This window comes from Nonomuraea sp. 3-1Str (assembly GCF_031570565.1).
In the GTDB taxonomy this organism is placed as follows: domain Bacteria; phylum Actinomycetota; class Actinomycetes; order Streptosporangiales; family Streptosporangiaceae; genus Nonomuraea.
In genome coordinates, this window is the sequence record NZ_JALHBK010000045.1 from 1 (window position 1) to 23,233 (window position 23,233).

Genomic DNA, 23,233 nt, shown 5'->3' on the forward strand with positions numbered 1-23,233 from the left:
GTCGCGTTGACGCCGAGCGCGCCCTCGGCCGGCTGCCGGGCCGAGGGCGCGCTCGGCAGGGCGCGGAGGGCGGCGCCGTCGGTGAGCGCGGCCGTGGCGTGGACCGCCGCATCCCGGATCACGACGCCGATCTCGGCCAGCTCGCGGGCCGCGGCGCGCAGCGGCTCCGGCGCCGGGCCGGTCTCGCCGCTCACCGATCCGCGCCCCACGACATGCTGACGAAGCGGGGCCGGGGATCCTCGGGGACGTTGCGGTGCAGCACGTCCGACAGCGATCTCGTGGTGGCGATGACCCGCAGGCCGGTCGGCGAGAAGGTCGCGGCGTTGAACACCCGCGGGGCCAGCAGGGGGTTCGTCAGCGCCTGGGAGAAGGCGTCGATCGCGATGATCTTGGTGAGGAGCGGCGGCAGGATGGCGCCGGGAGCGCCGGGCTCCTCGGCGAACAGGCCGACGTACAGGTCGAGGTCGTCCACGCTCCGGTAGAGCTCCCGCAGCGCGCCGCTGACCCGCTCGTCGCCGGAGACCTGCTCGAAACGGCGCACCGGGGGGAAGCGGCAGTGCTCGCGGTAGCGGTTGTAGGAGGCCAGCGCGAGGGTCCGCGAGTCGGCGATGCTGGCCGCGTCGACCTCCCTCAGCAAGGGATCGGTGTTGAACAGCCCGAGGCGGCCGGCGCGCTGGCGGGAGGCGTCCTCGAAGAGCCGGCCGAGGCCGTGCTCGGGGATCACCGCGCCGCCGAGCAGGGTCTGCTCCATCGGCAGCTCGTGGCCGCCCACGGAGAGCCGGGACGGGATCAGGCTGTGCCAGCGGTAGACGAGGTTGAACTCCACCGAGGCCCAGTTCTCGCGGTGCCAGGGCGCGCGGGCCAGCACGGACGACAGCCGCGGGTCGAGGGTGAAGCGGAAGTGGTAGGGCGTGATGTGGTTGATGTACTCCTCGACCACCAGCTTGATCAGCAGCACGATGAGGACGTTGCGGGCCGTCTGGAACAGCCGCTCGTCGTCCCAGCGCGGGTGGCTCTCGGCGAGCAGGCGCGCCACCCTGTTGTGCTCGCGCAGGAACAGCACCGTGAGCATGGTGAAGCCGAGCTGGATGTTGCCGCGGTCGCTGCCCGTCGCGAACAGGGTGTCGCGCTGGGCGTCGGTCAGCTCGTCGAAGCGGATGACGCTCAGCGGGGCGAACTCCGGCTTGATCTTGCCGTTCTCGCACAGCTGGGGCGGGAACTCCCCGCCGCCGACGATCCGGCTCTTGAGCAGCCCGCCGTCGAACGCGCGCAGCGCCGCCGTCGCGTCCTCGTGGAGGCCGTACACCTGGTTCAGGTCGATGTGGTGGTTGGAGCTGTTCTTGCGGGGGTCGCGCGGGATGTTGACGTCACCGCGCAGGAAGCCGTCGGTGAACCACTGGGCGAAGTAGGCGAACAGCACCGTGGAGCGCGGGCAGGGGATCATGGTGTCGCCGCGGGCGAACAGCTCGGCGGCCCGCTCGGGGCTGGGCCGGCCGTCCTCGGACGCGGCGGCCGGGGGCAGGTGCCTGCCGCTGTAGGTGCGGTCGGTCAGCGAGGCCCAGGACGTGTAGCCGGCCATGGTGCTCAGCGGCTCGGGCCGTGGGGGCATCTCGCGGATCGCGTGGTCGATCAGCGAGGCGTTGAGGCGCCGCCGCAGGGGCTGGACGGCCTGGACGAGGTCCCAGAACGGCCGGCCGTTGGTCAGCGCCAGGAACCTGAGCCGGTTGACGGCCCCGTCGGTGGCGATGGTCCGTGCCGTCGTCATCATTCCTGCCCTTCGGGGCCGAGCCCCAGGACGAAGCGGTCGGGGAAGATCCCGTGGGAGCGGGCGACCCGGCCCTCCGGCGGTGGCAGCAGGCGCACACCGGGGCGCAGCAGCAGGCGGCGCAGGACCTCGCAGACGACGACCCTGGCGGGATGGACGCCGAGGCAGGCGTGGTGGCCGTGGCCGAAGAACAGCTGCTGGTGGCCGGGCCGGTCGAGACGGAACTCGTCGGGCTCCGCCACCACGTCCGCGTCGAACATGGCCGAGGCCGGCGCGGCCAGCACGAACGTGCCCGCGGGGATCGGCGTCGCGCGCGGGGTGCCCGCGGCCAGGACGTGGTCGTGCTCGCACAGCCGGGGAAGCAGCTTGAAGAACGGGCTGAACCGCAGCGCCTCCCAGACGTACCCGTCGAAGCGGGCGGGGTCGGGGTCGCGGGCCGCCTCGACGGCCCGCGCCAGCACCGGCGGGCGCAGCAGAAGCTGCTCGACCGCCTCGGCCATGGCCCCGGGCGCGCTCTCCACGAACCCCAGCGGCAGGCCGGCCATGTTGACGACGACGCGCTCGTCGTCCACGCCGATCCCGGCGGGCAGGGTGGTGCCGGCGAGCCGGCCGAAGACGGTGTCGGGCAGGTCGTGTCCCGCCCGCCGCGCGGCCCTGAGCTCGGCGAGCCGGCCGCGCAGGTACGCCGTCATCTCCGCGCCCGCCTGGACCGACGCGGACTGGACGTCCGGATCGCCGAGGAAGTTGGCGAAGCCGTCGGTGACGATGGCCCGGGTCCACCGGGACAGGGTCTGCGCGTCGGGGCCGGGGAAGCCGAAGTACTCCGCGCAGACGCCCAGCGCGACGTGGCGGAACAGCGAGTGGACCGCCTCGACGCGGCCGTCCGGCCAGGCGGCGTCCAGCGCCTCGTCGGCCAGGCGCCCGGCCAGCTCGCGCACGCCGTCCACGTCGCGCGGGTCGAGCATGACCCGCATCAGGCCCTTGTCGCGCCAGTTCATCGCCGTGGCGTCCCGGCCCAGCATGAACGGGCCGCCCAGCGCGGCGTCGAGGCGCGGGGCGAAGGCGCGCACCGAGAAGACCGACTCGCGGGAGAGCACCTCGGTGACGTCGGCGAAGCGGGTCACGACCGTGAAGGCGGGCGTGACGAAGATCGGCCGCCGCTCGCGGAGCTCGGCGAACAGGGCGCGCCAGTCCGTGCGCATCCACTCGCGGACCAGGCCGAACGCGGACGTCGGGTCGCGGGCCAGCGCCTCGTCGTACCTCTCCAGATAGCCGCCCGTGGTCGTCTGACCGACAGCACCCATGCGTGGACCCTTCCGTCTGAAGCCGGAGCGAACAGAGATCATCACGTTGTGTAGCCACAATCTAGACAGGGACGGCCCACCGGCTCATGGCTACGGTGTGCAGTGTTATGACTCCTCTGGGTGACGGGAACGTCACTCCGGAGCCATTGCCGGGATCCGGGGAGGCGGCCGTTCAATGAGGAGCCGCATCCGTCTTAGCGATCATGGGAGGTAGCGTGACCTCGTCGGCCATCCCGCAGCCGGGCTCGGGCACAAGCTCGGGCACGGGCTCGGGCACGGCGGAGACGGTGACGGTCACCACCGGCCGCCGGACCGTCTACCTGGTCGTCCTCGTGGTGCTCCCCGTGGTGCTGCTGGGCCTCGCCGTGCCCGCCGTCTGGGGATGGGGCATCGGGCCGCGGGACGTGGTCATCGCGGTCGTGATGTACCTGGTCAGCATCTTCGGGATCGCCATCGGCTACCACCGGCTGTTCACCCACCGGGCGTTCAGGTGCCGCAGGCCGCTGCGCGTCGCGCTCATGCTGGCCGGCGGCATGGCGGTCGAGGGCCCGGTCACCCTGTGGACGGCCGAGCACCGGCGTCACCACAAGTACGCCGACCGCGAGGGCGACCCGCACTCGCCGTGGCGCTACGGGGACGACGGCCTGGCCCTGCTGCGTGGCATGGCGCACGCCCACGTGGGCTGGTTCTGGACCGCGCGCCGGCGCTCCAGCCCCCGGCACTGGGTGCCCGACCTCCTGGCCGATCCGGACGTGCGGCGCTTCGACGCCGCCTATCCGGCGGTCGTGGCGTTGTCGTTCGCGCTGCCGGCCGTGGCGGGCGGGCTGTGGTCGATGTCGTGGGCGGGCGCGTGGACCGCGTTCTTCTGGGGCGGGCTGGTCCGCTACGCCGTGGTGCACCACGTCACGTGGTCGGTGAACTCGGTCGCGCACACCTTCGGCGACCGGCCGTTCCGTACCCGGGACCGCTCCTCGAACGTGTGGTGGGTGGCGATGCTGACACTCGGCGAGGGCTGGCACAACTGGCACCACGTGGAGCCCACCTGCGCGCGTCACGGGGTGCTCAAGGGGCAGCTCGACCCGAGCGCGCGGCTGATCCGCTGGTTCGAGGCCGCGGGCTGGGCGTACGGCGTGCACTGGCCGGATCCCGGCCGCTTGACGGCCCGCCGCGCCGGCGGGGACGGAGAACGACCCCACGGCGGGTGACGACTCCGGCCGGACACCTGTCATCATCCTGCCGAGATCCGCTCGAATCTCCCGTCCGGGCGTATGGTGGCCGTACGGCCAACGACGCGCGAGGATGCATCATCAGCGAATACTTCACCTCATCCCCAACACCCCGGCCACGGCGCCGCGTGACCGAGACGGCCATCCTCGGCACCCGTCCCCAGCTTCCGGCGGACGTCGAGCACTGGACCTGCCTCCACGGCCGGCACGCGGGGCAGGGCTGTGTCGCGTGTTACCAGGAGGCCGTGGAGGCCGAGGCGGATCCGGCGCTGCCGGTGTGGGAGGTGGCGGTGTGGTTCACCTCCCCCCGGCCGATCCCGATCAGGGCCCTGCACGATGTGCACCGCCACAACCGCCACTTCGCGATCGACCAGCCGTCCACTCCGCTGATCTTCCTGCTGACGGGCCAGGCCCGCGCGGAGCGGGGCGTGGAGGCGGTGGCGGGCCTGGTCGGGTTCCTGGTGCAGAACCGGCACATCGTGGACGAGTTCACCGTGACGGAGGTTCGCGCCGTCCACTCCCTGACGGCCTGACCCGGTCCTACTTCGACAGGTACAGGACCTTCCAGGTGCCCGCGTACAGGCAGGTGTCCGAGGGGCGGGTGGCGCCGCTGGGCTGCGCGCAGACCTTCAGCTCGACCTGGTAGACGTCGTGGTGGCTGAAGGAGAACCGCTTCGGGGTGCCGTACGAGCAGTCGCGGACGATGTGGTGCTTGAACGGCAGGTTGTTCGAGGAGTCCCGGTACGTGATGCGGAAGACGGCCCAGCCGCAGGTGGAGGTGGCGCGGGTGGAGTCCGTGAGCTTCCCGGTGATCGTGACGGTGTCGGCGGCCGGGATGTCGGCGTGGTCCTCTCCGGAGGCGGTCAGAGTGCCGAGGGCCTTGGCCGCGTGGCCCGGCGCGTAGGAGGGGCCCCAGGGGGTGGCCGCGGCGGCCTGAGCGGCGGGGGTGAACGCGATGAGTGCTGCGGCGAGACCGGACAGGGCCACCAGGGGGCGTGCGATCTTCATGGAGAGTTCCTCTCTCTCGTAGCTGACCGCAATGTCCGTCATTCCGCTTTCAGGTGGCTTGCGAGCTGACGGACGCCGGACATGCGCGCCCGTCAGGCGACCGTGCAAGGAGAGGCGTTGAGGGTGAACGCCGTGGGCTTGGCGCTGTCGCCCGTGTGGGTGGCCTGGAAGCCGATGCTGGTCGAGGCGCCGGGCGCCAGGGTCGCGTTGTAGGACAGGTTGGCGGCGGTCACCTTGCCGGTGGTGGGGTTGTAGGTGGCGTTCCAGCCGCTGGTGATGGCCTGGCCGGCGGGGAGGGTGAAGGTCAGGGACCAGCCGTTGACGGGCGCGGTGCCGGTGTTGGTGACGGTGAGCGTCGCGGTCAGGCCGGTGTTCCAGGCGTTGGTGGTGACGGCCACGCGGCACGCGCCCGGGGCGGGGGTGACCGTCGGGGTCGGCGTGGGGGTCGGCGTGGGGGCCGGCCCGCCCGTGGTGAGGCCCATGAAGTCGAGGGCCATCGCGGCCATCCCGGAGGCCAGGATGTTGTGGGTGCCGCCCTCGACGCTGATCCCCTCGACCGGGGCCGTGACGCCGGTGCCGCCGTAGCGGGTGCGGGTCCACGCGGGCTGCGGGTGGTCGGTGAGCGCCGGGGTCTGGCTGACGCCGAGCACGTTCGTCCACTGCTTGAGCTGCTCGCCGAAGTTGGCGTAGTTCAGCGTGGTGTCGTTCGTGCCGTACCAGACCTGCATGCGCGGGCGCGGCCCGGTGTAGCCGGGGTAGGCGGCGCGGACCAGGTCGCCCCACTGCTGCGGGGTCTTGATGAGGTTGCCGCTCGAACAGGTGCTGTTCCACATCGAGCCGTCGGTGGTGGCGAAGCAGCCGAACGGCACGCCGGCGAACGCCGCCCCGGCCTTGAACACGTCCGGGTAGTCGCCGAGCAGGACGTTCGTCATCATCGCGCCCGACGACAGGCCCGTGGCGTACACGCGGCTCGCGTCGGCGTTCCGGTGCTGGATCTCCCACTGGACCATGGACACGATGCCCGCCGGGTCGCTGTTGCCGTTGTGGGTCAGGGCGCCCGGTGTCGAGACGTCGAAGCACAGGCTGCTGCGCGTCACCGACGGGTACACGACGATGAAGCCGTACCGGTCGGCCAGCGACGCGAACTCGGTGCCGGAGTGCATCGCCGGGCCCGAGCCGCCGCAGTAGTGGGCGGCCACGAGGACGGCCGGGCGCGCGGTGACGCTCGCCGGGACGTACTCGTACATGCGGAGGTTCGTCGGGTTCGCCCCGAAGCCGGTCACCTCGGTCAGCGCCGCCGCCGACGTGGGGAGCGCGGAGGCGAGCCAGCCGCAGACCGCCACCGCGAGGGTGATGAGCACCGCCATGACCTTCGTCGTCGTCCTCATCGCCGCGCGGCCTCCTCAGGCTCCGGGTGGCCCGCACGCTAGGGAGCTGCGGCGGGGGCGTCAACGCGGCCGCCGGGGGCGTGGCCGCCACCTCGGCGCGCCGCTGAAACTTTCACGGCCGGGGTGCGGGCTCCCGCGCCTCTACCGGCGTCATGCGGTACGGGATCCGCGCACCCCGGGGGCGGTCCTTTACAGGCGGACCGGGCGAACCCAGCATGAGGCGACTTCGAGCAACGTGCGTCGATTGGACCCCCATGAGGACTCGCCGTCTCTGCGCCGCCACCGCCTCGACGGTGCTCCTGGGCGCCCTCGCTCTCGCCGGGCCGGACACGGCCGGAGCGAGCACGGCCGCGAGCGCGGCCGCCGCGCCGGTGAGCGTCACCGTGAACGCCCGCGCGGGGCTCGCGGCCATGCCCGACACCGGGCTCGGGGTGAACGACGCCATCTGGGACAAGGAGCTGGGCACCACGGCGGTGTCGGACCTGCTGAAGGGCGCGGGGGTGCGGATGGTCCGCTATCCCGGCGGCTCCTACGGCGACATCTACCACTGGAAGGACCACACCGCGCCCGGCGGCTACGTCGCCCCGGGGACCGACTTCGACACCTTCATGGCCTCCGTACGGCGGATGGGCGCACAGCCGATGATCATCGCCAACTACGGCACCGGGACCCCCGAGGAGGCGGCCGACTGGGTCCGGTACGCCAACGTGACCAAGAAGTACGGGGCCACGTACTGGACCGTCGGCAACGAGAACTACGGCAACGGCCACTACGGCGCCGACTGGGAGGCGGACGAGCACGCGGACAAGAGCCCCACGGCGTACGCCAACGGCGTCGTCGCCTTCGCCGACGCGATGAAGGCCGTCGACCCCGGCATCAAGGTCGGCGCGGTCCTCACCGCGCCGGGGAACTGGCCGGACGGCATCGTCGCCGGCGGCGACCCGGCCACGTGGAACCAGACCGTGCTGTCCGTCGCCGGATCGAAGATCGACTTCGTGGACGTGCACTGGTACCCGGGCGGGAGCACGGCCGCCGAGGCGCTGGCCAAGCCGGAGCAGATCACCGACATGGTGCACGCGACGCGCGAGCAGATCACCCGGTACGCCCCGGCCGGCGCCGGGCGCATCGGCATCAGCCTGACCGAGATGAACGTGGGGGTGGGCCAGAACACCCAGCCGGGCGCGCTGTTCCTCGCCGACGCCTACAGCGGGCTGCTGGAGAGCGGCGTCTTCACGGTCCAGTGGTGGAACGTCCACAACGGCATCGGCACGGTCTCGACGGTGGCGGGCCAGACCGACTACGGCGACTTCGGCCTGCTGTCCAGCGGCACCTGCCTGGCCGACGGCACGACCTGCGAGCCGCCGCTGAACACGCCGTTCGCGCCGTACCACGGCCTGGCCATGATGAACGCCTTCGCCCGGCCGGGCGACCAGTTCGTCCGGGCGGGCACGGACGAGCCGCTGGTCACCGCGCACGCCGCGCGCCGGGGCGACGGCGACCTCGCGGTGCTGCTGGTCAACAAGGACCCCGACAACGCCCGCACGGTCACCATCGACTACACCGGCTACACCCCGGCCGCCGCCGCCCCGACCGTGTACTCGTACGTCAACGGCGGCACCGCCGTCACCACGGGTCAGACGGGCACCGCGAGGAGCCGGACACTGCCGCCGTACTCGCTGACCACGCTCGTGCTGCACCCGGCGAGCCAGGTCACCGGGGCGCCCGGAGCTCCCGGCCGCCCCGCCGCCTCCGGCGTCACCGACCGCGCCGCCACCCTCTCGTGGACGGCGTCGGCCGCCGGCGCGCACCCCGTCGCCAAGTACGAGGTCCACCGGCAGAACGGCGCGACCGACGAGCAGCTCGGTGAGAGCGCCGGCACGTCGTTCACCGTCGCGAACCTCAACCCCGGCACCCGGTACACCGTCAACGTGCTGGCCCGCGACACGGCCGGCAACGTGAGCTGGGCCTCGCCGCCGCTCACGTTCACCACCGGCAGCCCGGCCACGAGCACGTGCACGGTGAGGTTCGGCGCCAACGGCGACTGGGGCAGCGGCTACGTCGCGGCCGTGGACATCACCAACACCGGGCCGGCCGCGATCGACGGCTGGACGCTCACGTTCGACTGGCCGACCGGATGGCAGCGGATGAACGGCGGCTGGAACGCGAGCTGGGAGCAGAACGGCCGCACGGTCAAGGCCACCAGCCTGGACTCCAACGGCAAGCTGGCGGCGGGCGGAGGCAGCGTGAGCGTGGGCTTCGTCGCCGGGTACACCGGCCCCGACCTCCTGCCGCCGGTCTTCACCCTGAACGGCACGACCTGCCACACGGCCTGACCGGCCCTTGCCGGAGCTGACGGCCTTCAGCGGCTCAGGAGCTCAGGTGGATGAGCATCTTGCCGGTGTTGGCTCCGTGGAGGAGGCCGAGGAAGGCGTCGACGGCGTTGTCGAGGCCGTCGACGACCGTCTCCTCGCTGCGCAGGGTTCCGTCGCGGAGCCAGGCGGCGGCGAGCGGGACGTACTCGGCGGCCAGGTGCTGGTGGTCGCGGACGAGGAAGCCGCGCAGGGTCAGCCGCTTGCCCACGGCCAGGAAGAGGTTGCTGGGGCCGGGGACGGGCTCGGTGGCGTTGTACTGGGAGATGGCGCCGCAGAGCGCGACCCTGCCGAAGGTGTTGAGCGCGCCGAGGGCGGCCTGGAGGTGGTCGCCGCCGACGTTGTCGAAGTAGACGTCGATGCCGTCGGGCGCGGCGTCCGCGAGCTGGCCGGGCAGGTCCCCGGCGCGGTAGTCGATCGCGGCGTCGTAGCCGAACTCCTCCACCAGGCGCCTGGTCTTGGCCGGGCCGCCGGCGGAGCCGATCACCTTGGACGCGCCCAGGTGCCGGGCCACCCGACCGGCGATGAGCCCGACGGCTCCGGCCGCGCCCGAGATGAACACGACGTCGCCCTCCTTGACCGGCGCGACCTCCTTGAGCCCGGCGTAGGCGGTCAGGCCGACCATGCCGAGCACGCCGAGGTAGGTCTGCGGCGGCGCGATCGCGGTGTCCACGACCCGCGCCTGGGAGGCGTCGAGGACCGCGTGCTCCCGCCAGCCGCCGGAGTGCAGCACGGTCGCGCCGACCGGCACGCTCTCGGCGTTGGAGACGATGACTGTGCCGACCGCGCCGCCGTCCATGGCCTCGCCGAGCCGGAACGGCGGGACGTACGACTTGACGTCGTTCATCCGGCCGCGCATGTAGGGGTCGACGGACATCCAGTCGTTGCGCACGAGGATCTGCCCCTGGCCCGGATCGGGGAGCGTCGCCTCGACGAGGGCGAAGTCGGCCGGCTTGGGCTCGCCGGAGGGGCGGGCGACCAGGTGAACCTCACGGCTGGGTACCGACATGACACGACTCCGGATTTGTGAGTTATGACCGTTTTGAGGCGTTGTGCCCAAATTCGAGAAGAGCCACCCGGCCATTGACCCGGACCGACAGCAGAACTAAGTTCGGTGAACCGACTGGTCGGTTTGCGCATTCTGGAGGACGGTACGCATGAAGGCTGCACGGCAGGCGTGGCGGCGGCTGGAGCCGGTCCACGGCATGATCTATTTCGTCCCCGAAGCGGCCCGCCGCTACGCCGAGCTCGGGCTCAAGGGCAGGGCCGGGTACTTCGCCTCCCGGGGCGCGGCATTGGGGCGCGCCACGGCCGAGCAGGTCATCGCGACCTTCTACAATTTCCGGCCCGCCCTCGTCCGGGAGGCGCTGCCGGCCGCCTGGAACGTGGTCACCCCCGAGGACATGCTGACCGCCCGGGCCGACGCCGCCGCCGAGGCCCTGCGCCGGGCGGGCATCCACGAGCTGCCCGGCCTGGACGAGGCGGCCGGCCTCGCGCGGCGGGCGGCCGTCGCCGCCTGCGACCACCTGGAGGGCCGCCCGCTGTTCGCCGCGCACGCCGCCCTGCCGTGGCCGGACGAGCCGCTCCGCCTGCTGTGGCACGCTCAGACACTGCTACGCGAGTTCCGTGGCGACGGCCACGTCGCGCTGCTGCTCAGCGAGGGCGTGAGCGGGCTGGAGGCACTGGTGCTGCACGGCGCCGGCGGCGAGGTGCCCTCCGCCGTCCTCCGGGTCACCCGCGCCTGGCCGGAGGACGAGTGGGCCGCCGCGGAGCGACGCCTCCGCGAGCGCGGCCTCCTCGCCGAGGACGGGCTCAGCGCCGAAGGCAGGGCTCTGCGTCAGCACATCGAGGACCGCACCGACGCCCTCACCCTGCCCGCCTACGGCGTCCTCGGCGAGGACGGCTGCGAGCGGCTGGCCGAGCTGGCCCGCCCCTTCGGCCGCGCCGTCGTCGACGCCGGCCTGCTCGACATGGGCGCGGCGCTGAGGACCTCCATCGGTCAGCCGCCCGGTTGAGCCGTCTGGGCCGGCGGGCTGTCCCAGTCGAGGGGCACGCCGAAGGTCTCGTGCAGGCCGGCGCGGCCCGTGTCGGTGACGTGGACGACCCGCCGGGCCCGTCCCCGGCGTAGCCACTCCAGCGCGAACAGCCGGTCGGCCATGGCCGCGCCCAGCGCACCGGCGAGGTGGTGGCGGTTCTCGCCCCAGTCGACGCAGTACCGGATGGCCGGCCGCCGCCGGGAGAACTCCTCGACGTCGACCCCGAAGGCTTCCAGCTTGCCGAGGCCCGCCCGGGTGATCCGGTAACCGCCGCCGGCATGGGCCACGACGCCGTCGTCCACCAGCGCCGCCAGCAGGGCGACGCCGAGCCGTCCGGCGAGGTGGTCGTAGCACAGCCGGGCACGCAGCAGGGCCTGCGCCCGAACGCCCTCGCGCAGCGACCGGACCGGCAGCGGTCTCGCGATCCGGGCCAGCTCCTCCAGCGCCCGGGCCACGTCCGTGCTGGCGAGCCGGTAGAAGCGGTGCCGCCCGTCGTGCTCGACCGTGAGCAGCTTCGCCTCGCGCAGCCTGGTCAGGTGGCCGCTGATGGTGGACATGCTCACCCCGGCCTCGGCCGCCAGGGCGCTGGCCGGCAGCACTCCCCCGTCGGCGAGCGCGAGCAGCACCCTGGTCCTCGACGGATCACCGATGGCCGCCGCCACGTGGGCGATGTCGGTCTCCGTTGCGGCGTTCCACACGCGTCCCAGTCTAGAACGACGACATTTCGGCGATCACCGTAGTACTTCGGGCCGAGACTGGGGTCATGACGGTCCCCACACGGAACGAGACCGCGTTCGCCACGACAGCCGGCCGGCTGCCGCTGGTCGCGGTCTGCGTCGGATATTTCCTGGTCATCCTGGACGTCACCGTGGTCACCGTCGCGCTCCCGGCCATCGGCACCGGCCTGCGCGGCGGGCTGACCGCCCTGCAGTGGGTGGTCGACGGCTACACGCTCGCGTTCGCCGGGCTGCTGCTGTTCTGCGGCGGGCTCGGCGACCGGTTCGGCGGCAAGCCGGTGTTCCTGACCGGGCTGGTGGTGTTCACCGCCGCCTCGATCGGCTGCGGGCTGGCGCCCTCCGCCGGTGCGCTGGTCGGGGCCAGGCTGGTGCAGGGAGCCGGCGCCGCCCTGATGGTGCCCGCGTCGCTCGCGCTGCTGCGCAACGCCTACCCGGACCGCGGGTCACGGGCGCGCGCGTTCGGCGTGTGGGGCATGGTCGCCGGGATCGCCGCCGCCGCCGGTCCGGTGCTCGGCGGCGTGCTGGTCTTCACCGTCGGCTGGCGGTGGGTGTTCTACGCCAACGTGCCCTTCGGCCTGCTGGGCTTCCTGCTGACCCTGAGGTACGTCCCGGCGCCCGCGGCGTCCGGCGGCCGGTCCGGGCTGGACATACCCGCTCAGGTGACGGGCGCGCTGGGTCTCGGCGGGCTGACCTGGGCACTGATCGAGGCCGGGGCGCGCGGCTGGGGCTCACCGGCGGTGTCGGGCGGCTTCGCCCTGTTCGCGGGGGCGCTGCCGGCCTTCCTCCGGCTCGAACGCCGGGCCCGCGCGCCGATGCTCCCGCTGCGCCTGTTCGGCGACCGGCGGTTCTCCGGGCCGGCGGTCATCGGCGGGCTGCTCAACCTCGGCTTCTACGGGCTGCTGTTCCTCGTGCCGCTGTTCTTCCAGCGGGTACGGCATCTCGACCCCCTGATGACCGGCCTGGCCATGCTCCCGATGGCGATGGCGCCGATGATCTCCTCGCCGCTGAGCGGCCGGATCGCCGCCCGCACCGGTCCGTACCCGCCGATGGCGTGCGGGCTGGTCATCGGCGGGATCGGCCTGCTCGGCTGGCTGCCCGCCGGTCAGGGGACGGATTACCTGTCGCTGGTGGCGCCGATGGTGCTGACCGGCTTCGGGACCGGGTTCACGATGCCGGCGGCGACCACGGCGATCCTGGAGGCGGCGCCGGCCGAGCTCGGAGGGGCGGCGTCCGGGGTGCTCAACGTCGCCCGCCAGACCGGGAGCGCGATCGGGGTGGCGCTGGCCGGCACGCTGGTGGCGCGCGGCGATCTCGTGACCGGCCTGCACACCCATGTCGTCGTCGGCGGCGCCGCCTTCTTGGCCGCCGCCGCGCTCGCCGTGCTCACCGCCCGGCGGTGAGCGGTGCCGGCGGGCGGGTGGCGCGGCTGGGGACGCCGCCGGTGCCGGTCAGTGCCGGTCAGTGCCGGTCCGGGCCGGGGCGTTTGGCGGCCAGGGCGATCACGTCCGCCAGGTCGTCCAGCTCCCCCGGGTCCTCCGTGAGCCGGGCGATCGCCAGGCGGATGTGCGGGCGGCCCGGCCGTACCAGGTAGCGGCTGCCCGGGGCGGCCGAGATGCCGTGGGCCGCCAGCGTGACCAGGGCCTCCGGCTCGTCGTGGACCGGCACCCACAGCACGAGGCTGTCCCGCCCGCCCACCGTGACCCCGCGGGCGGTGAGGCGCCCGGCGAGGGCGGCGCGGCGGCGGGCGTACGTCTCGCGGGCCCGCTCCACCACCTCCCGCGCGTCCGGGTCCGCGAGCAGCCCGGCCAGGGTGTCCTGGAGGATCCGGCTGCTCCAGCCGGTGCCGTAGCTGCGCAGGACCCGGACCCGCTCCACCGCGTCGGCCGCCCCGCCGATGACGGCGAGCCGCAGGTCGGGGCCGTGTGACTTCGAGTACGAACGCACCAGCACCGTACGGCCGGGCAGCCGCGCGCCGATGCTGTGCAGCGGCGCCACCGACAGGTCGCCGATCCCGTCGTCCTCGACGACCAGGGTGGTGGTGGGCGCGAGCAGTTCCGCCAGCTCGGCCGAGCGCTCCGCGGACACGGCGTGGCCGCACGGCGAGTGGCCGCGCGGCTGGTGGACGAACGCCACCGGGCTGGCCCGCAGGGCTTCGGCGAGCGCGGCGGGGACGGGACCGTCCTCGTCGCAGGCCACCGGGAGCACCTCGACGCCGATCAGCTCCAGGATGTCGAGCAGCCGGGCGGCCGTCGGCTCCTCGATGGCGACGCGGTCTCCGGGCAGTGCGGTGGTCTGGAGGAGGAGTTGGAGCCCCTCGTAGCCGCCGCCGAGCGCGAGCCAGGACTGCGCGGGGAACGGCCAGGTGGGTTCGACCGCGGCCCGCAGGCGGGGCGTGATCGTCTCGCGGGTGTAGTCGTTGAGGCCGTCAGTGCCGGCCGCGGCGGCGAGCGCGGCGCCGAGGGGCGGCAGCAGCGTCCGGTCGGGGGCGGCGATGGCCAGGTCGATGGCGAGCCTGCCGCCGAAGTTCCCGATCCGCTCGTACCGGACGGGGTGCTGCACGCCGGGCGGTCCGAGCACCACGGTCCCGCGCCGCCTGTCGGTGCTGATCATGCGGTGTTTGCGCAGCTCGCTCCAGGCTTCGGCGACGGTTCCCGGGCTGACGCCGAGCAGGCGGGCCAGCTGCCGCACCGTCGGCAGGCGCGCTCCGGGACGCAGCGCGCCCTCCCGGATCAGGTCGATCAGGGACGTGGCGACTCCGCGAGCGCTGGGCTCGCGGACCTGAGTCGCGAGCCAGCCGGGATCGATCTCCACAGAGCCTCCGTTTCGGACAAAACGTTGTTAAGGAACAAAGTACATCTTGTACCACCAAAGTTCCCGAACATAAAGTACAGCGCAATGCAGCACGAAAGGGAGCATTGTGACTAAACCCCTCATCCGGCTCGCCCTGCGTGACTGGGACCACCTCGTGCCCGTGGTGACGGGCGCGGTCCGCCCCCGGGCGTTCGAGCTGGCCCTGGAGTCCAGGGACAGCACGCCGGACGTGCTGGCCGAGCCCGAGCTGGACGGCGGGGAGACGTCCTTCAGCAGGTACGTGCTCGGCCGGGCCCGGGGCGACGACCGGCTGGTCGGCCTGCCCGTGTTCGTGATGCGCGGCTTCCGGCAGCGATGCGTGCTGGTGCGCCGCGACAGCGACGCCGGTGACCTCGCCGACCTCAAGGGCGCCCGCGTCGGCCTCACCGGCTGGCCCGACTCCGGCAACACCTGGACCCGGGCGCTGCTGCGGGAGGCCCGCGTCGACCTGGGCGGCATCACCTGGACGGTCGGCGCCGTGGACGCCCCCGAGCCGGGCAAGGACCGGGTCGGCCAGGGCGCGCTGCCGGACAACGTCGGCGTGACCGACGGCTCGCTCGCCGAGGACCTGGCCGCCGGCCGGATCGACGCCCTCATGACGCCGTTCATGCCCCGCGGCTTCTTCACGCCGCAGAGCCGGTTCCGTCACCTGCTGGCCGACCACCCGGCGGCCGAGCTGGACTACTACCGCCGCCACGGGTTCGTCCCCGGCATCCACCTGGTGACGATCAGGAGCGAGGTCGTCCGGCGGCACCCCTGGCTGCCGGAGGCCGTACAGGAGCTGTTCGAGGAGTCCAAGCGGCACTGGGTGGCGCGGCGGCGGCTGCTCGCCGACACCACCCCGTGGCTGCTGGCCGGCCTCAGCCGCACCAGCGAGGTGTTCGGCGAGGACTGGATGCCGTACGGCGCCGGCGCCAACGCCGCGATGACCGCGGCCTTCTGCGAGGAGCTGCACGCCCAGGGCATCGCCGCCTCCCCCATCGACCCGAAGGAGGTCTTCACCGCATGAAGGATCTGCGCGTGGCCGTCGGCCAGTTCGCCTCGGGCGAGGACTGGGAGGCCAATCTGAAGGCGTGCGCCGGCCTGCTCGACGAGGCCATCGCCGGGAACGCCGACCTGCTCGTCCTGCCCGAGGGCGCGATGGCCCTGTTCGTGGACGACCCGGTACGGATCAGGCAGGCGGCGCAGCCGCTCGACGGCCCGTTCGTCACCGGCCTGGCCGAGCGGACCCGCGGCACCGCCACCACGGTCATCGTGGGCATGCACCAGCCCGCCGAGGACGGCCGGGTGATCAACACGCTGGTCGCGCTGCGCGACGGCGAGATCGTCGCCACCTACCGCAAGCTGCACCTGTACGACGCGTTCGGCCGGCGCGAGTCCGACAACGTGCTCGCGAGCGACGACTCCCCCGTCGTCCTCGACTGCGCCGGCTGGAAGGTCGGCCTGATGACCTGCTACGACGTGCGCTTCCCCGAGATGGCCCGGCTCCTCGCCGACCAGGGCGCCCAGGTCGTGGCGCTGCCCGCCGCCTGGGTGCGCGGCCCCGCCAAGGAGTGGCACTGGGAGGTCATGGTCACCGCCCGCGCCCTGGAGAACACGTACTACGTGGCCGCCTCCGGCGAGTGCGGCCGCCGCAACATCGGCGCGAGCATGTTCGTCGACCCGCTCGGCGTCTGCCGGGCCCGGCTCGGCGACACGCCCGGCCTGCTGTGGGGCACGGCCTCGGCAGAGGATCTCGCGCAGGCCCGCCTCACCCTCCCCGTCCTCGCCAACCGGCGCTTCACCGTGAACCCCAGCCCGAGGAGCCTCGATGCGTAAGACGACCCCCGCCGTCGTGGCGACCGCCCTGCTGCTGGCCGGCTGCGGCGCCAACCCGCCGGAGAGCGAGGGCGCGGTCGGCGCCGCCTCCTCCGCCCCGGCCGCCGCCACCCACGCCAAGGACCAGGCCCTGTACGACCGCCTGCCCGACAAGGTGAAGACGGCGGGCAGGCTGGTATCGGTCAACAACGGCTCCTTCCCCCCGTACGAGATCGCGGGCACCGACGGCAAGTCGCTGACCGGTGTGACCGCCGACCTGTCGGCGGAGCTGAGCGGACTGCTCGGCGTCAAGATCGAGCACGTGACCGTGGACGGGCTGCCCAGCCTGCTCACCGGCATCAAGGCGGGCCGCTACGACCTGGCCCTCGGCCCGGTCGGCGACTTCCCCGAGCGCCAGGTGGCCAACGACTTCGTCGACTGGGTGCAGGAGTTCGTGGTCTTCGCCGTGCCGAAGGGCAACCCGCGCGGCATCCAGTCGATCGCCGACACGTGCGGGCTGCGGATCTCCGTCATGTCCGGCGGCTCCGCCGAGAAGGTGATCAAGGGGCAGTCCGCCACCTGCGTCAAGGACGGCAAGCAGAAGATCGAGGTGCAGTCGTACAAGGACCAGCCCACCTCGATCCTGGCGGTCCGCTCCAACCGCGCCGACGCGTTCTTCTCCTCCCAGGCCCCGCTGACGTACTTCACGCAGCAGTCGGGCGGCGAGCTGGAGCTGGCCGGGACCGGCAAGGCCAACGGCTTCGACGACCTCTACCAGGGAGCCGTCGTCGCCAAGGACTCCCCGCTGCGTGAGGTGGTCAAGGACGGCTTCCAGAAGCTGATCGACGACGGCACGTACGAGAAGGTCATGAAGAAGTGGGGCACCGGCGGCAACATGATCAAGCAGGCCGGCGTCAACCTGGCGGCGCAGTCGTGACGGCCGTCACCGAGCGGAGCTCGCCCCCGGAGGTCGACGTCGCGGGAGCCTCCCGCACGCGCCACCCGCTGCGCTGGGTGGCCTCGGCCGTGCTGCTGGTCCTGGCCGCGCAGCTCGTCAGCCTCCTCGTCACCAACCCCAACTTCCAGTGGGACGTGGTCGGCCGCTACCTGAACGCCCAGGTGATCGGCGCCGGCATCATGACGACCCTCTTCCTGACGGTCATCGCCATGGCCGTCGGCGTGGTCGGCGGGGTGCTCGTCGCGATGGGCCGGCTGTCGCACAACCCGGTCGCGCGGCTGGTCTCCGGGCTGTACGTGTGGTTCTTCCGGGGCACGCCCGTGCTGGTGCAGCTCGTGCTCTGGTACAACCTGTCGGCCCTGATGCCGCGGATCTCGTTCGGAGTGCCGTTCGGGCCGGAGTTCCTGTCTGCCGACACCAACCAGCTGATCACGCCGCTGCTGGCCGCCGTCCTGGGCCTCGGGCTGAACGAGGCCGCGTACATGGCGGAGATCATCCGCGGCGGGCTGCTGTCGGTGGACCCCGGCCAGTCGGAGGCCGCGTCGGCGCTCGGCATGAGCCGGGGGCGCACGTTCCGGCGGATCGTCATGCCGCAGGCGATGCGGTTCATCGTGCCGCCGACCGGCAGCCAGGTCATCAGCATGCTGAAGGCCACCTCGCTGGTCAGCGTCATCGCGCTGGCCGACCTGCTCTACACCGTGCAGGCCATCTACAACCGCACCTTCCAGACCATCCCGCTGCTGATCGTCGCGTGCGTCTGGTACCTCGTGATCACGTCCGTCCTGTACGTCGGGCAGTCGTTCATCGAGCGGCACTACGCGCGCGGCGCCACCCGCAACGCCCCGCAGAGCTTCTGGAGCTTCCTGCTGCTGCGCCGACGGCGCCCGGCCGCCGCCCCGACCCGCGAGGAGACGCCGTCATGAGCATGCCCATGGTCCACGCGCGGGCCGTCCGCAAGAGCTTCGGCCACCTGGAGGTGCTCAAGGGCATCGACCTGACCGTCGGGCGGGGCGAGGTCGTCGTCATCCTGGGGCCGTCGGGGTCCGGCAAGTCGACGTTCCTGCGCTGCGTGAACCACCTGGAGACCATCGACGGCGGCGCCATCCACGTCGACGGCGAGCTGATCGGGTTCTCCGCCTCCGGCGGCCGGGTCCACCACCTGCGCGACCGCGACATCACCCGCCAGCGCAGGGAGATCGGCATGGTCTTCCAGCAGTTCAACCTGTTCCCGCACTTCACGGTGGTGCAGAACGTCATGGAGGCGCCCGTCGGGGTGCGCCGCGAGTCCCGCGCCAAGGCCCGTGCCCGCGCCGCGGCCCTGCTGGAGCGGGTCGGGCTGAGCGACAAGGCGGGCAGCTACCCCAGGCAGCTCTCCGGCGGCCAGCAGCAGCGCGTCGCCATCGCCCGCGCGCTGGCCATGGAGCCCAAGCTCATGCTGTTCGACGAGCCGACCAGCGCGCTCGACCCCGAGCTGGTGGGCGAGGTGCTCGCCACCATGAAGGGCCTGGCCCACGACGGGCTCACCATGCTCGTCGTCACGCACGAGGTCGGGTTCGCGCGGGAGGTGGCGGACCGGGTGGTCTTCATGGACGGCGGCGTCGTCGTGGAGTCGGGGCCGCCCGCCGAGGTGCTGGACAACCCGAGCAACCCCCGCACCCGCGCCTTCCTCAGCAAGGTCCTCTGACCGGCGCTCACCCGGGATGTGTCGCTCACACGGGATGTGTGAGGAGGCGGCGGCCCTCGTCGCGGAAGCCGCGCTTGCCGTAGTAGGCGAACAGGTGGCTCACGTCCAGGCCGTTGGGGGCGACGACGATCTCGACCGCCGCGCATCCCTGTCCGGCAGCCCAGCGCAGGCTGTCGTCGATGAGCCGCTCCGCCTCGCCCCGCCGGCGCGCCTCCGGGACGACGTACAGGTCCTCCAGCTCGGCGATCAGCCCCGACTCCAGCCCGAAGGAGGTCGTGGTGATCGCGAACGCGACGACGCGGCCCTCCGCCTCGCTCACCGCGACGCGGGCGGCGGGCGAGGCGACCAGGTGGGCCAGGTTGGCGCGCAGGTCGTCGCGCGAGGTGGTGAAGCCGTCCTCCGCGTAGAAGGCGACAGCCAGGGAAAGCAGGTCGGGCAGGTCGCCGGGGCCGGCGGTGCGGATGGCCATGGGATCCATGATGGCCGCCCGGCGGGCGCGCTTGCCATCCTCTTCTCCTGGTACGACTGGTTTCTCCACGTACGGCTAACCGGTGCGGGGGTGCAGGTGGCGGGCGACGCCGGCGACGCACGCCGTGATCGCCGCCAGGAGGGCCGTCGCGCCTTCGACGCCGACGCCCGCGCGCAACAGCACCACCACCGCCCCCGACACGATGACGACGACGACGATCACGGCGGCCCGCGAGCCGGGCGCGGGCAGCGCCGGGTGGTGACAGCAGGGAATGCCCATGGGTGTCCTTTCTGAAGTGAGGTGGGTCAGGGCGTCGGAGGGTGGCCGGCGGCGGTCTGCTCGTCGGCCCAGAACTCGATCAGCTCCTCGGCCGTCAGCCGGTCGGCGGGGCGGCCGGGAGGCGTGCGGCCCGTGGCCAGCGCCCAGGTCGTCACCAGGAGGATGAGGAGCTGGTCGTCGTCGTGGGCCCACGGCCCCGGCGGACGGCCCGGCCGCCGGTCACCGGTGACGCGCAGGAAGGTGTGCGGAGCGGCGGCGGCACACGGCATGAGCTCTCGTCTCCATGGTCGGCGATCGGGATGCGGCCAACGATGCCGAGGAGAACGGCTCGGGTGCCACCGGTCCAAACGCCTCCGTACAACTCCGGAGCAAATACCGCTGTATCCGGACAAAAGGCTATATAAAAGCGGAGAATGAGCGGCGCTCATCATCCGGGATCGTCCGGGATTGTCCGGAAGCATTCGCCGCCATGCGGGCGCGTCCGGCTGTGTGCGGAAGTGTGCGGCAACAGACGAGCTCTCACACGGCAAAGTCACCGGTTGATCCCGGACAATCGGAAATCTCGGATCTGGCCGTGCTTGTGCGTCCGGTGGTGCCAGGATGACTCCTGTTATCCGCCGTTTATCAAAGATCACTCATTTTCGGCTGGGGCGATGACCGAACTACCTCGCGACGGGGTGCCGTGCCCCTTCGTCATGCGGCTCAGGGAATTGCACGCGCTGGCCGGATACCCGGCGCTGTCGGAGCTGTGCCGGTTGTCACGCTCCAACGGACCGCACCTGGAGCTGCGCAAGAGCACCGTGTCCGACGTCCTCACCGGCAAGCGGAAGCGGGTGCCGAAGTGGCCGTTCGTGTACGCGTTCGTCACGGCCTGCGCCGCCGCGGCCCGGCAGGCGGGTCTGGACGTGGGCGGCATGGGCGACGTCCAGACGTGGAACGAGCACTGGCGGGCCGCGCAGGACGCCGGCGGGGCCGCCGCCGCGCTCACCCCTCTCCCCGCGCTGAGCGGAGCCACCGCGCTCGCCGTCGCCGCACCCGCCACCACCATGTTCGCCTCCGCCCCGCGGACCGTCGCGGACCACGAGACCCGAGCGATGACCGGGTACGCGGCCCGGGCGGTCGCCGCGTACGCGGACCAGCCGGTGGCGCAGGTGCCCGAGCAGGGGCCGGACCCGGTGGAGCCCGTGTCCGAGGAGGACCGGGAGCTGCTGCGGATCTACGGCAGGACCGGCCTGCGCCTGCTGCGCCGGAGCGACCCCGGCGACGGGCTGGACTGCATGCGGCTGGCCGTGGTCACGCTGCTGAGGAACCAGCCGGACGTGGCGCGCGACTGGCTGCGCCGGGCGGGCGACGCCGGCAGGCACGAGGCCACCGAGCTGTTCAACCATCCCCGCCCCCAGGAGCGCGCCGCCGGGCACGCCTACCTGCACGGCGTCGGCTACCAGGAGGCCGACCCTCCCCGGCCGAGCTGCGCGATGTTCTTCTTCCGGCTGGCGGCCGACCGGGGCCACGCCGGAGCCGCGTACCGGCTGGCCAGGGCGCACCGCGCCAAGCGGGAGGACACGGAGGCCGAGAAGTGGCTGCGGCGCGCCGCCGACGCCGGGCATCCCCTCGCGGCCTCCGTGCTGGCGGGCGCCCGCACGCCCTCGGGCGCGATCGACGCGGCCCTCCTCGCCGAGCTCCTCGACGGGATGCCGGCAGAGTAGTGATCCACCGGATTTCGGGTGATTTCGGGAACGGACGGCGAGCGGGAGAAGCCGTCGAAGGCGGTCACGGACCGCTAACAGCCTGTTCACGAATCGGCAGAAACATGGTCCTCTTGCTGGCCATACGTAGATCTCCCGATGCGGTCGCATGCCCGATCTGTTTACTGTCTGCCGCGTCGAGCGGCGTCCGAGCAAGGTGGCTACATGCGCGCTTTATCCATGTTCGTCTCCACCGTCTTAGTGGTCACGACCTTTACCGGTCCCGCCGCTGGAGCGGTCCGCGCCAAACCGGCGGCCGGCACCTCGGATGTCGCCTACCGGCGGTCCGACTTCTCCACCGGCGCGCCCGAGGGGACCGCCGGCGACGGCGACGGCCTGTCCTTCGCCTCCGCGGCCGGCACCACCTCCTACACCGACGCGCTCGGCACCAGGACGTGGGAGTACGCCCGCTGGACCGGCCCCGAGGAGCAGGTCGGCTTCCCCGCCACCGAGCTGATCGCCTCCTGGACCGCCGACATCCCGGCCGGGAGCTGGATGCAGGTCGAGGCGCGTGCCCGCAACGCCGCGGGGCTGACCAAGTGGTACGTGCTCGGCCGCTGGGCGTACGGAGAGGACGCCATCCGCCGCACCTCGGTGCCCGGCCAGGGCGACGCCGACGCCACCGTCTCCGTCGACACGCTGGTCGCCGCGGCCGGCCGCCAGATCAACGCCTACCAGCTCCGCCTCACCCTCTACCGGACGCCCGGCTCCGGCCTCACGCCCCGGGTGCGCACGCTCGGCGCGATGGCCTCCAACGTGCCTGAGCGCAAGACCGTGCCCGCCAGCCCGGCCGGCGGCGCGTGGGGCGTCGAGCTGCCCGTGCCGCGCCGCTCGCAGAACGTCCACGAGGGCCACTACCCCGAATGGGACGGCGGCGGCCAGGCGTGGTGCAGCCCCACCTCGACCACGATGGTCCTCGGCTACTGGGGCCAGGGGCCGAGCGCCGCGGACACCGCCTGGGTGGACCCCTCGGATCCCGACCCCGAGGTGGACTACGCCGCGCGCTACAGCTACGACCACGCCTACCAGGGGGCGGGCAACTGGCCGTTCAACACCGCCTACGCGGGGCGGTACGGCATGGACGGGTTCGTGACGCGGCTGCGGTCGCTCACGGAGCTGGAACGGTTCATCTCCGCGGGCATCCCGGTGATCACGTCGCAGTCGTTCAAGAAGGGCGAGCTGCCGGGCGCGGGCTACGGGACCAACGGGCACATCATGGTGGTCGTCGGCTTCACCTCCACCGGTGACGTGATCGCCAACGACCCGGCGTCGTCCGACAACGACGCGGTGCGCCGGGTGTACCCGCGGGCGGACTTCGAGAACGTCTGGCAGCGCAGCTCCAGCAGCGGCGGCATCGTGTACGTCATCCACCCGCCGGGCCACGCCCTGCCCGCCACGGTCCCGGGCCTGCCCGCGAACTGGTGACGTCCTCCGATCTTCAGGCGCCCGCCGGGCGCCCGCGCGGCTCGGCCTGACGGCTGAGCCGCGCACCCGCACGCTCGTCTCCCATGTGTACCGACAGGGCTTACTTGCCGGTACATTCTCTGCGCGGCCCTCGGATCGGCCGCCCGTTATGCCCCATATGGCGATAATGATGATCGGACGTGCACTCGCATGC

The 23,233-nt window shown here is 72.6% G+C and carries 23 protein-coding genes; 12 read left to right on the forward strand and 11 right to left on the reverse strand.

The window, feature by feature from the left end; translation table 11 throughout:
* The 3 genes from MTP10_RS39980 to MTP10_RS39990 form a co-directional block, all read right to left on the reverse strand.
* The coding region (locus MTP10_RS39980) for a hypothetical protein (RefSeq protein WP_310716940.1) at positions 1-194 on the reverse strand (194 nt) is incomplete at its 3' end.
* Positions 191-1,768: a peroxidase family protein gene (locus MTP10_RS39985; RefSeq protein WP_310716942.1), complete on the reverse strand. Its 1,578-nt coding sequence runs from the start codon at positions 1,766-1,768 to the stop codon at positions 191-193. The genes MTP10_RS39985 and MTP10_RS39980, both read right to left, overlap by 4 nt.
* Positions 1,765-3,069, reverse strand: a complete 1,305-nt coding sequence (locus MTP10_RS39990) for a cytochrome P450 (protein WP_310716944.1) — start codon at positions 3,067-3,069, stop codon at positions 1,765-1,767. Before MTP10_RS39990 ends, MTP10_RS39985 begins: the two co-directional genes overlap by 4 nt.
* A 215-nt stretch (positions 3,070-3,284) precedes the next feature.
* On the opposite strand from MTP10_RS39990, the gene MTP10_RS39995 reads away from it, so the two are divergent.
* Positions 3,285-4,274, forward strand: a complete 990-nt coding sequence (locus tag MTP10_RS39995) for an acyl-CoA desaturase (RefSeq protein WP_310716947.1) — start codon at positions 3,285-3,287, stop codon at positions 4,272-4,274.
* Positions 4,275-4,423: 149 nt separating this feature from the next.
* The gene (locus MTP10_RS40000; RefSeq protein WP_310716948.1) at positions 4,424-4,828 is read left to right on the forward strand and encodes a hypothetical protein; all 405 of its coding nucleotides are present in this window, start codon (positions 4,424-4,426) and stop codon (positions 4,826-4,828) included.
* Positions 4,829-4,835: 7 nt separating this feature from the next.
* Here the strand turns inward: MTP10_RS40000 and MTP10_RS40005 are convergent, their stop codons facing one another.
* Positions 4,836-5,303: a hypothetical protein gene (locus tag MTP10_RS40005; protein WP_310716950.1), complete on the reverse strand. Its 468-nt coding sequence runs from the start codon at positions 5,301-5,303 to the stop codon at positions 4,836-4,838.
* A 92-nt stretch (positions 5,304-5,395) separates the two neighbouring features.
* Positions 5,396-6,691, reverse strand: coding sequence for a PHB depolymerase family esterase (locus MTP10_RS40010; RefSeq protein WP_310716951.1), 1,296 nt, complete (start codon positions 6,689-6,691; stop codon positions 5,396-5,398).
* Positions 6,692-6,945: 254 nt separating this feature from the next.
* On the opposite strand from MTP10_RS40010, the gene MTP10_RS40015 reads away from it, so the two are divergent.
* Complete coding sequence (locus MTP10_RS40015) at positions 6,946-9,024, forward strand: cellulose binding domain-containing protein (RefSeq protein ID WP_310716953.1); 2,079 nt, start codon at positions 6,946-6,948, stop codon at positions 9,022-9,024.
* 34 nt (positions 9,025-9,058) lie between these two features.
* Here the strand turns inward: MTP10_RS40015 and MTP10_RS40020 are convergent, their stop codons facing one another.
* Positions 9,059-10,069: an NADP-dependent oxidoreductase gene (locus MTP10_RS40020; protein ID WP_310716955.1), complete on the reverse strand. Its 1,011-nt coding sequence runs from the start codon at positions 10,067-10,069 to the stop codon at positions 9,059-9,061.
* 148 nt (positions 10,070-10,217) lie between these two features.
* On the opposite strand from MTP10_RS40020, the gene MTP10_RS40025 reads away from it, so the two are divergent.
* Positions 10,218-11,075 carry an SCO6745 family protein gene (locus tag MTP10_RS40025; RefSeq protein ID WP_310716957.1) on the forward strand — a complete coding sequence of 286 codons (858 nt, stop codon included), beginning with the start codon at positions 10,218-10,220 and terminating at the stop codon, positions 11,073-11,075.
* On the opposite strand, the gene MTP10_RS40030 is transcribed toward MTP10_RS40025, so the two are convergent.
* Positions 11,060-11,794 (reverse strand): helix-turn-helix transcriptional regulator, encoded by a 735-nt coding sequence (locus tag MTP10_RS40030; protein WP_310716959.1) that lies wholly within the window; start codon positions 11,792-11,794, stop codon positions 11,060-11,062. The genes MTP10_RS40025 and MTP10_RS40030 overlap by 16 nt on opposite strands.
* Positions 11,795-11,859: 65 nt before the next feature.
* Here MTP10_RS40030 and MTP10_RS40035 point away from each other — a divergent pair, with 65 nt between their 5' ends.
* Complete coding sequence (locus tag MTP10_RS40035; RefSeq protein WP_310716961.1) at positions 11,860-13,233, forward strand: MFS transporter; 1,374 nt, start codon at positions 11,860-11,862, stop codon at positions 13,231-13,233.
* Between the two features lie 58 nt (positions 13,234-13,291).
* On the opposite strand, the gene MTP10_RS40040 is transcribed toward MTP10_RS40035, so the two are convergent.
* Entirely contained in the window at positions 13,292-14,644 is a 1,353-nt protein-coding gene (locus tag MTP10_RS40040; RefSeq protein WP_310716962.1) for an aminotransferase class I/II-fold pyridoxal phosphate-dependent enzyme, read from the reverse strand.
* Between the two features lie 106 nt (positions 14,645-14,750).
* On the opposite strand from MTP10_RS40040, the gene MTP10_RS40045 reads away from it, so the two are divergent.
* From MTP10_RS40045 to MTP10_RS40065, 5 genes are read left to right on the forward strand one after another with little or no spacing between them, the layout of a single operon-like run.
* Positions 14,751-15,692 (forward strand): hypothetical protein, encoded by a 942-nt coding sequence (locus tag MTP10_RS40045; RefSeq protein WP_310716965.1) that lies wholly within the window; start codon positions 14,751-14,753, stop codon positions 15,690-15,692.
* Entirely contained in the window at positions 15,689-16,501 is an 813-nt protein-coding gene (locus MTP10_RS40050) for a nitrilase-related carbon-nitrogen hydrolase (RefSeq protein WP_310716966.1), read from the forward strand. Before MTP10_RS40045 ends, MTP10_RS40050 begins: the two co-directional genes overlap by 4 nt.
* Entirely contained in the window at positions 16,494-17,417 is a 924-nt protein-coding gene (locus MTP10_RS40055; protein WP_310716968.1) for an ABC transporter substrate-binding protein, read from the forward strand. The genes MTP10_RS40050 and MTP10_RS40055 overlap by 8 nt, the downstream gene beginning before the upstream one ends.
* Entirely contained in the window at positions 17,414-18,361 is a 948-nt protein-coding gene (locus MTP10_RS40060; RefSeq protein WP_310716970.1) for an amino acid ABC transporter permease, read from the forward strand. Before MTP10_RS40055 ends, MTP10_RS40060 begins: the two co-directional genes overlap by 4 nt.
* Positions 18,358-19,122 (forward strand): amino acid ABC transporter ATP-binding protein, encoded by a 765-nt coding sequence (locus tag MTP10_RS40065; RefSeq protein WP_310716972.1) that lies wholly within the window; start codon positions 18,358-18,360, stop codon positions 19,120-19,122. The genes MTP10_RS40060 and MTP10_RS40065 overlap by 4 nt, the downstream gene beginning before the upstream one ends.
* Before the next feature lie 25 nt (positions 19,123-19,147).
* Here the strand turns inward: MTP10_RS40065 and MTP10_RS40070 are convergent, their stop codons facing one another.
* The 3 genes from MTP10_RS40070 to MTP10_RS40080 form a co-directional block, all read right to left on the reverse strand.
* Positions 19,148-19,591 (reverse strand): GNAT family N-acetyltransferase, encoded by a 444-nt coding sequence (locus MTP10_RS40070; protein ID WP_397334583.1) that lies wholly within the window; start codon positions 19,589-19,591, stop codon positions 19,148-19,150.
* A gap of 75 nt (positions 19,592-19,666) precedes the next feature.
* On the reverse strand, positions 19,667-19,870 hold the full coding sequence (locus MTP10_RS40075; protein ID WP_310716976.1) for a hypothetical protein: 204 nt from the start codon (positions 19,868-19,870) through the stop codon (positions 19,667-19,669).
* Positions 19,871-19,896: 26 nt separating this feature from the next.
* Entirely contained in the window at positions 19,897-20,139 is a 243-nt protein-coding gene (locus MTP10_RS40080; protein WP_310716978.1) for a hypothetical protein, read from the reverse strand.
* A gap of 384 nt (positions 20,140-20,523) precedes the next feature.
* Between MTP10_RS40080 and MTP10_RS40085 the strand changes: the two genes are divergently transcribed.
* Together MTP10_RS40085 and MTP10_RS40090 are read left to right on the forward strand one after the other, a co-directional pair.
* Positions 20,524-21,576, forward strand: a complete 1,053-nt coding sequence (locus MTP10_RS40085) for a hypothetical protein (protein ID WP_310716980.1) — start codon at positions 20,524-20,526, stop codon at positions 21,574-21,576.
* Positions 21,577-21,780: 204 nt separating this feature from the next.
* Positions 21,781-23,040, forward strand: coding sequence for a C39 family peptidase (locus MTP10_RS40090; RefSeq protein ID WP_310716983.1), 1,260 nt, complete (start codon positions 21,781-21,783; stop codon positions 23,038-23,040).
* Positions 23,041-23,233: the final 193 nt, after the last annotated feature.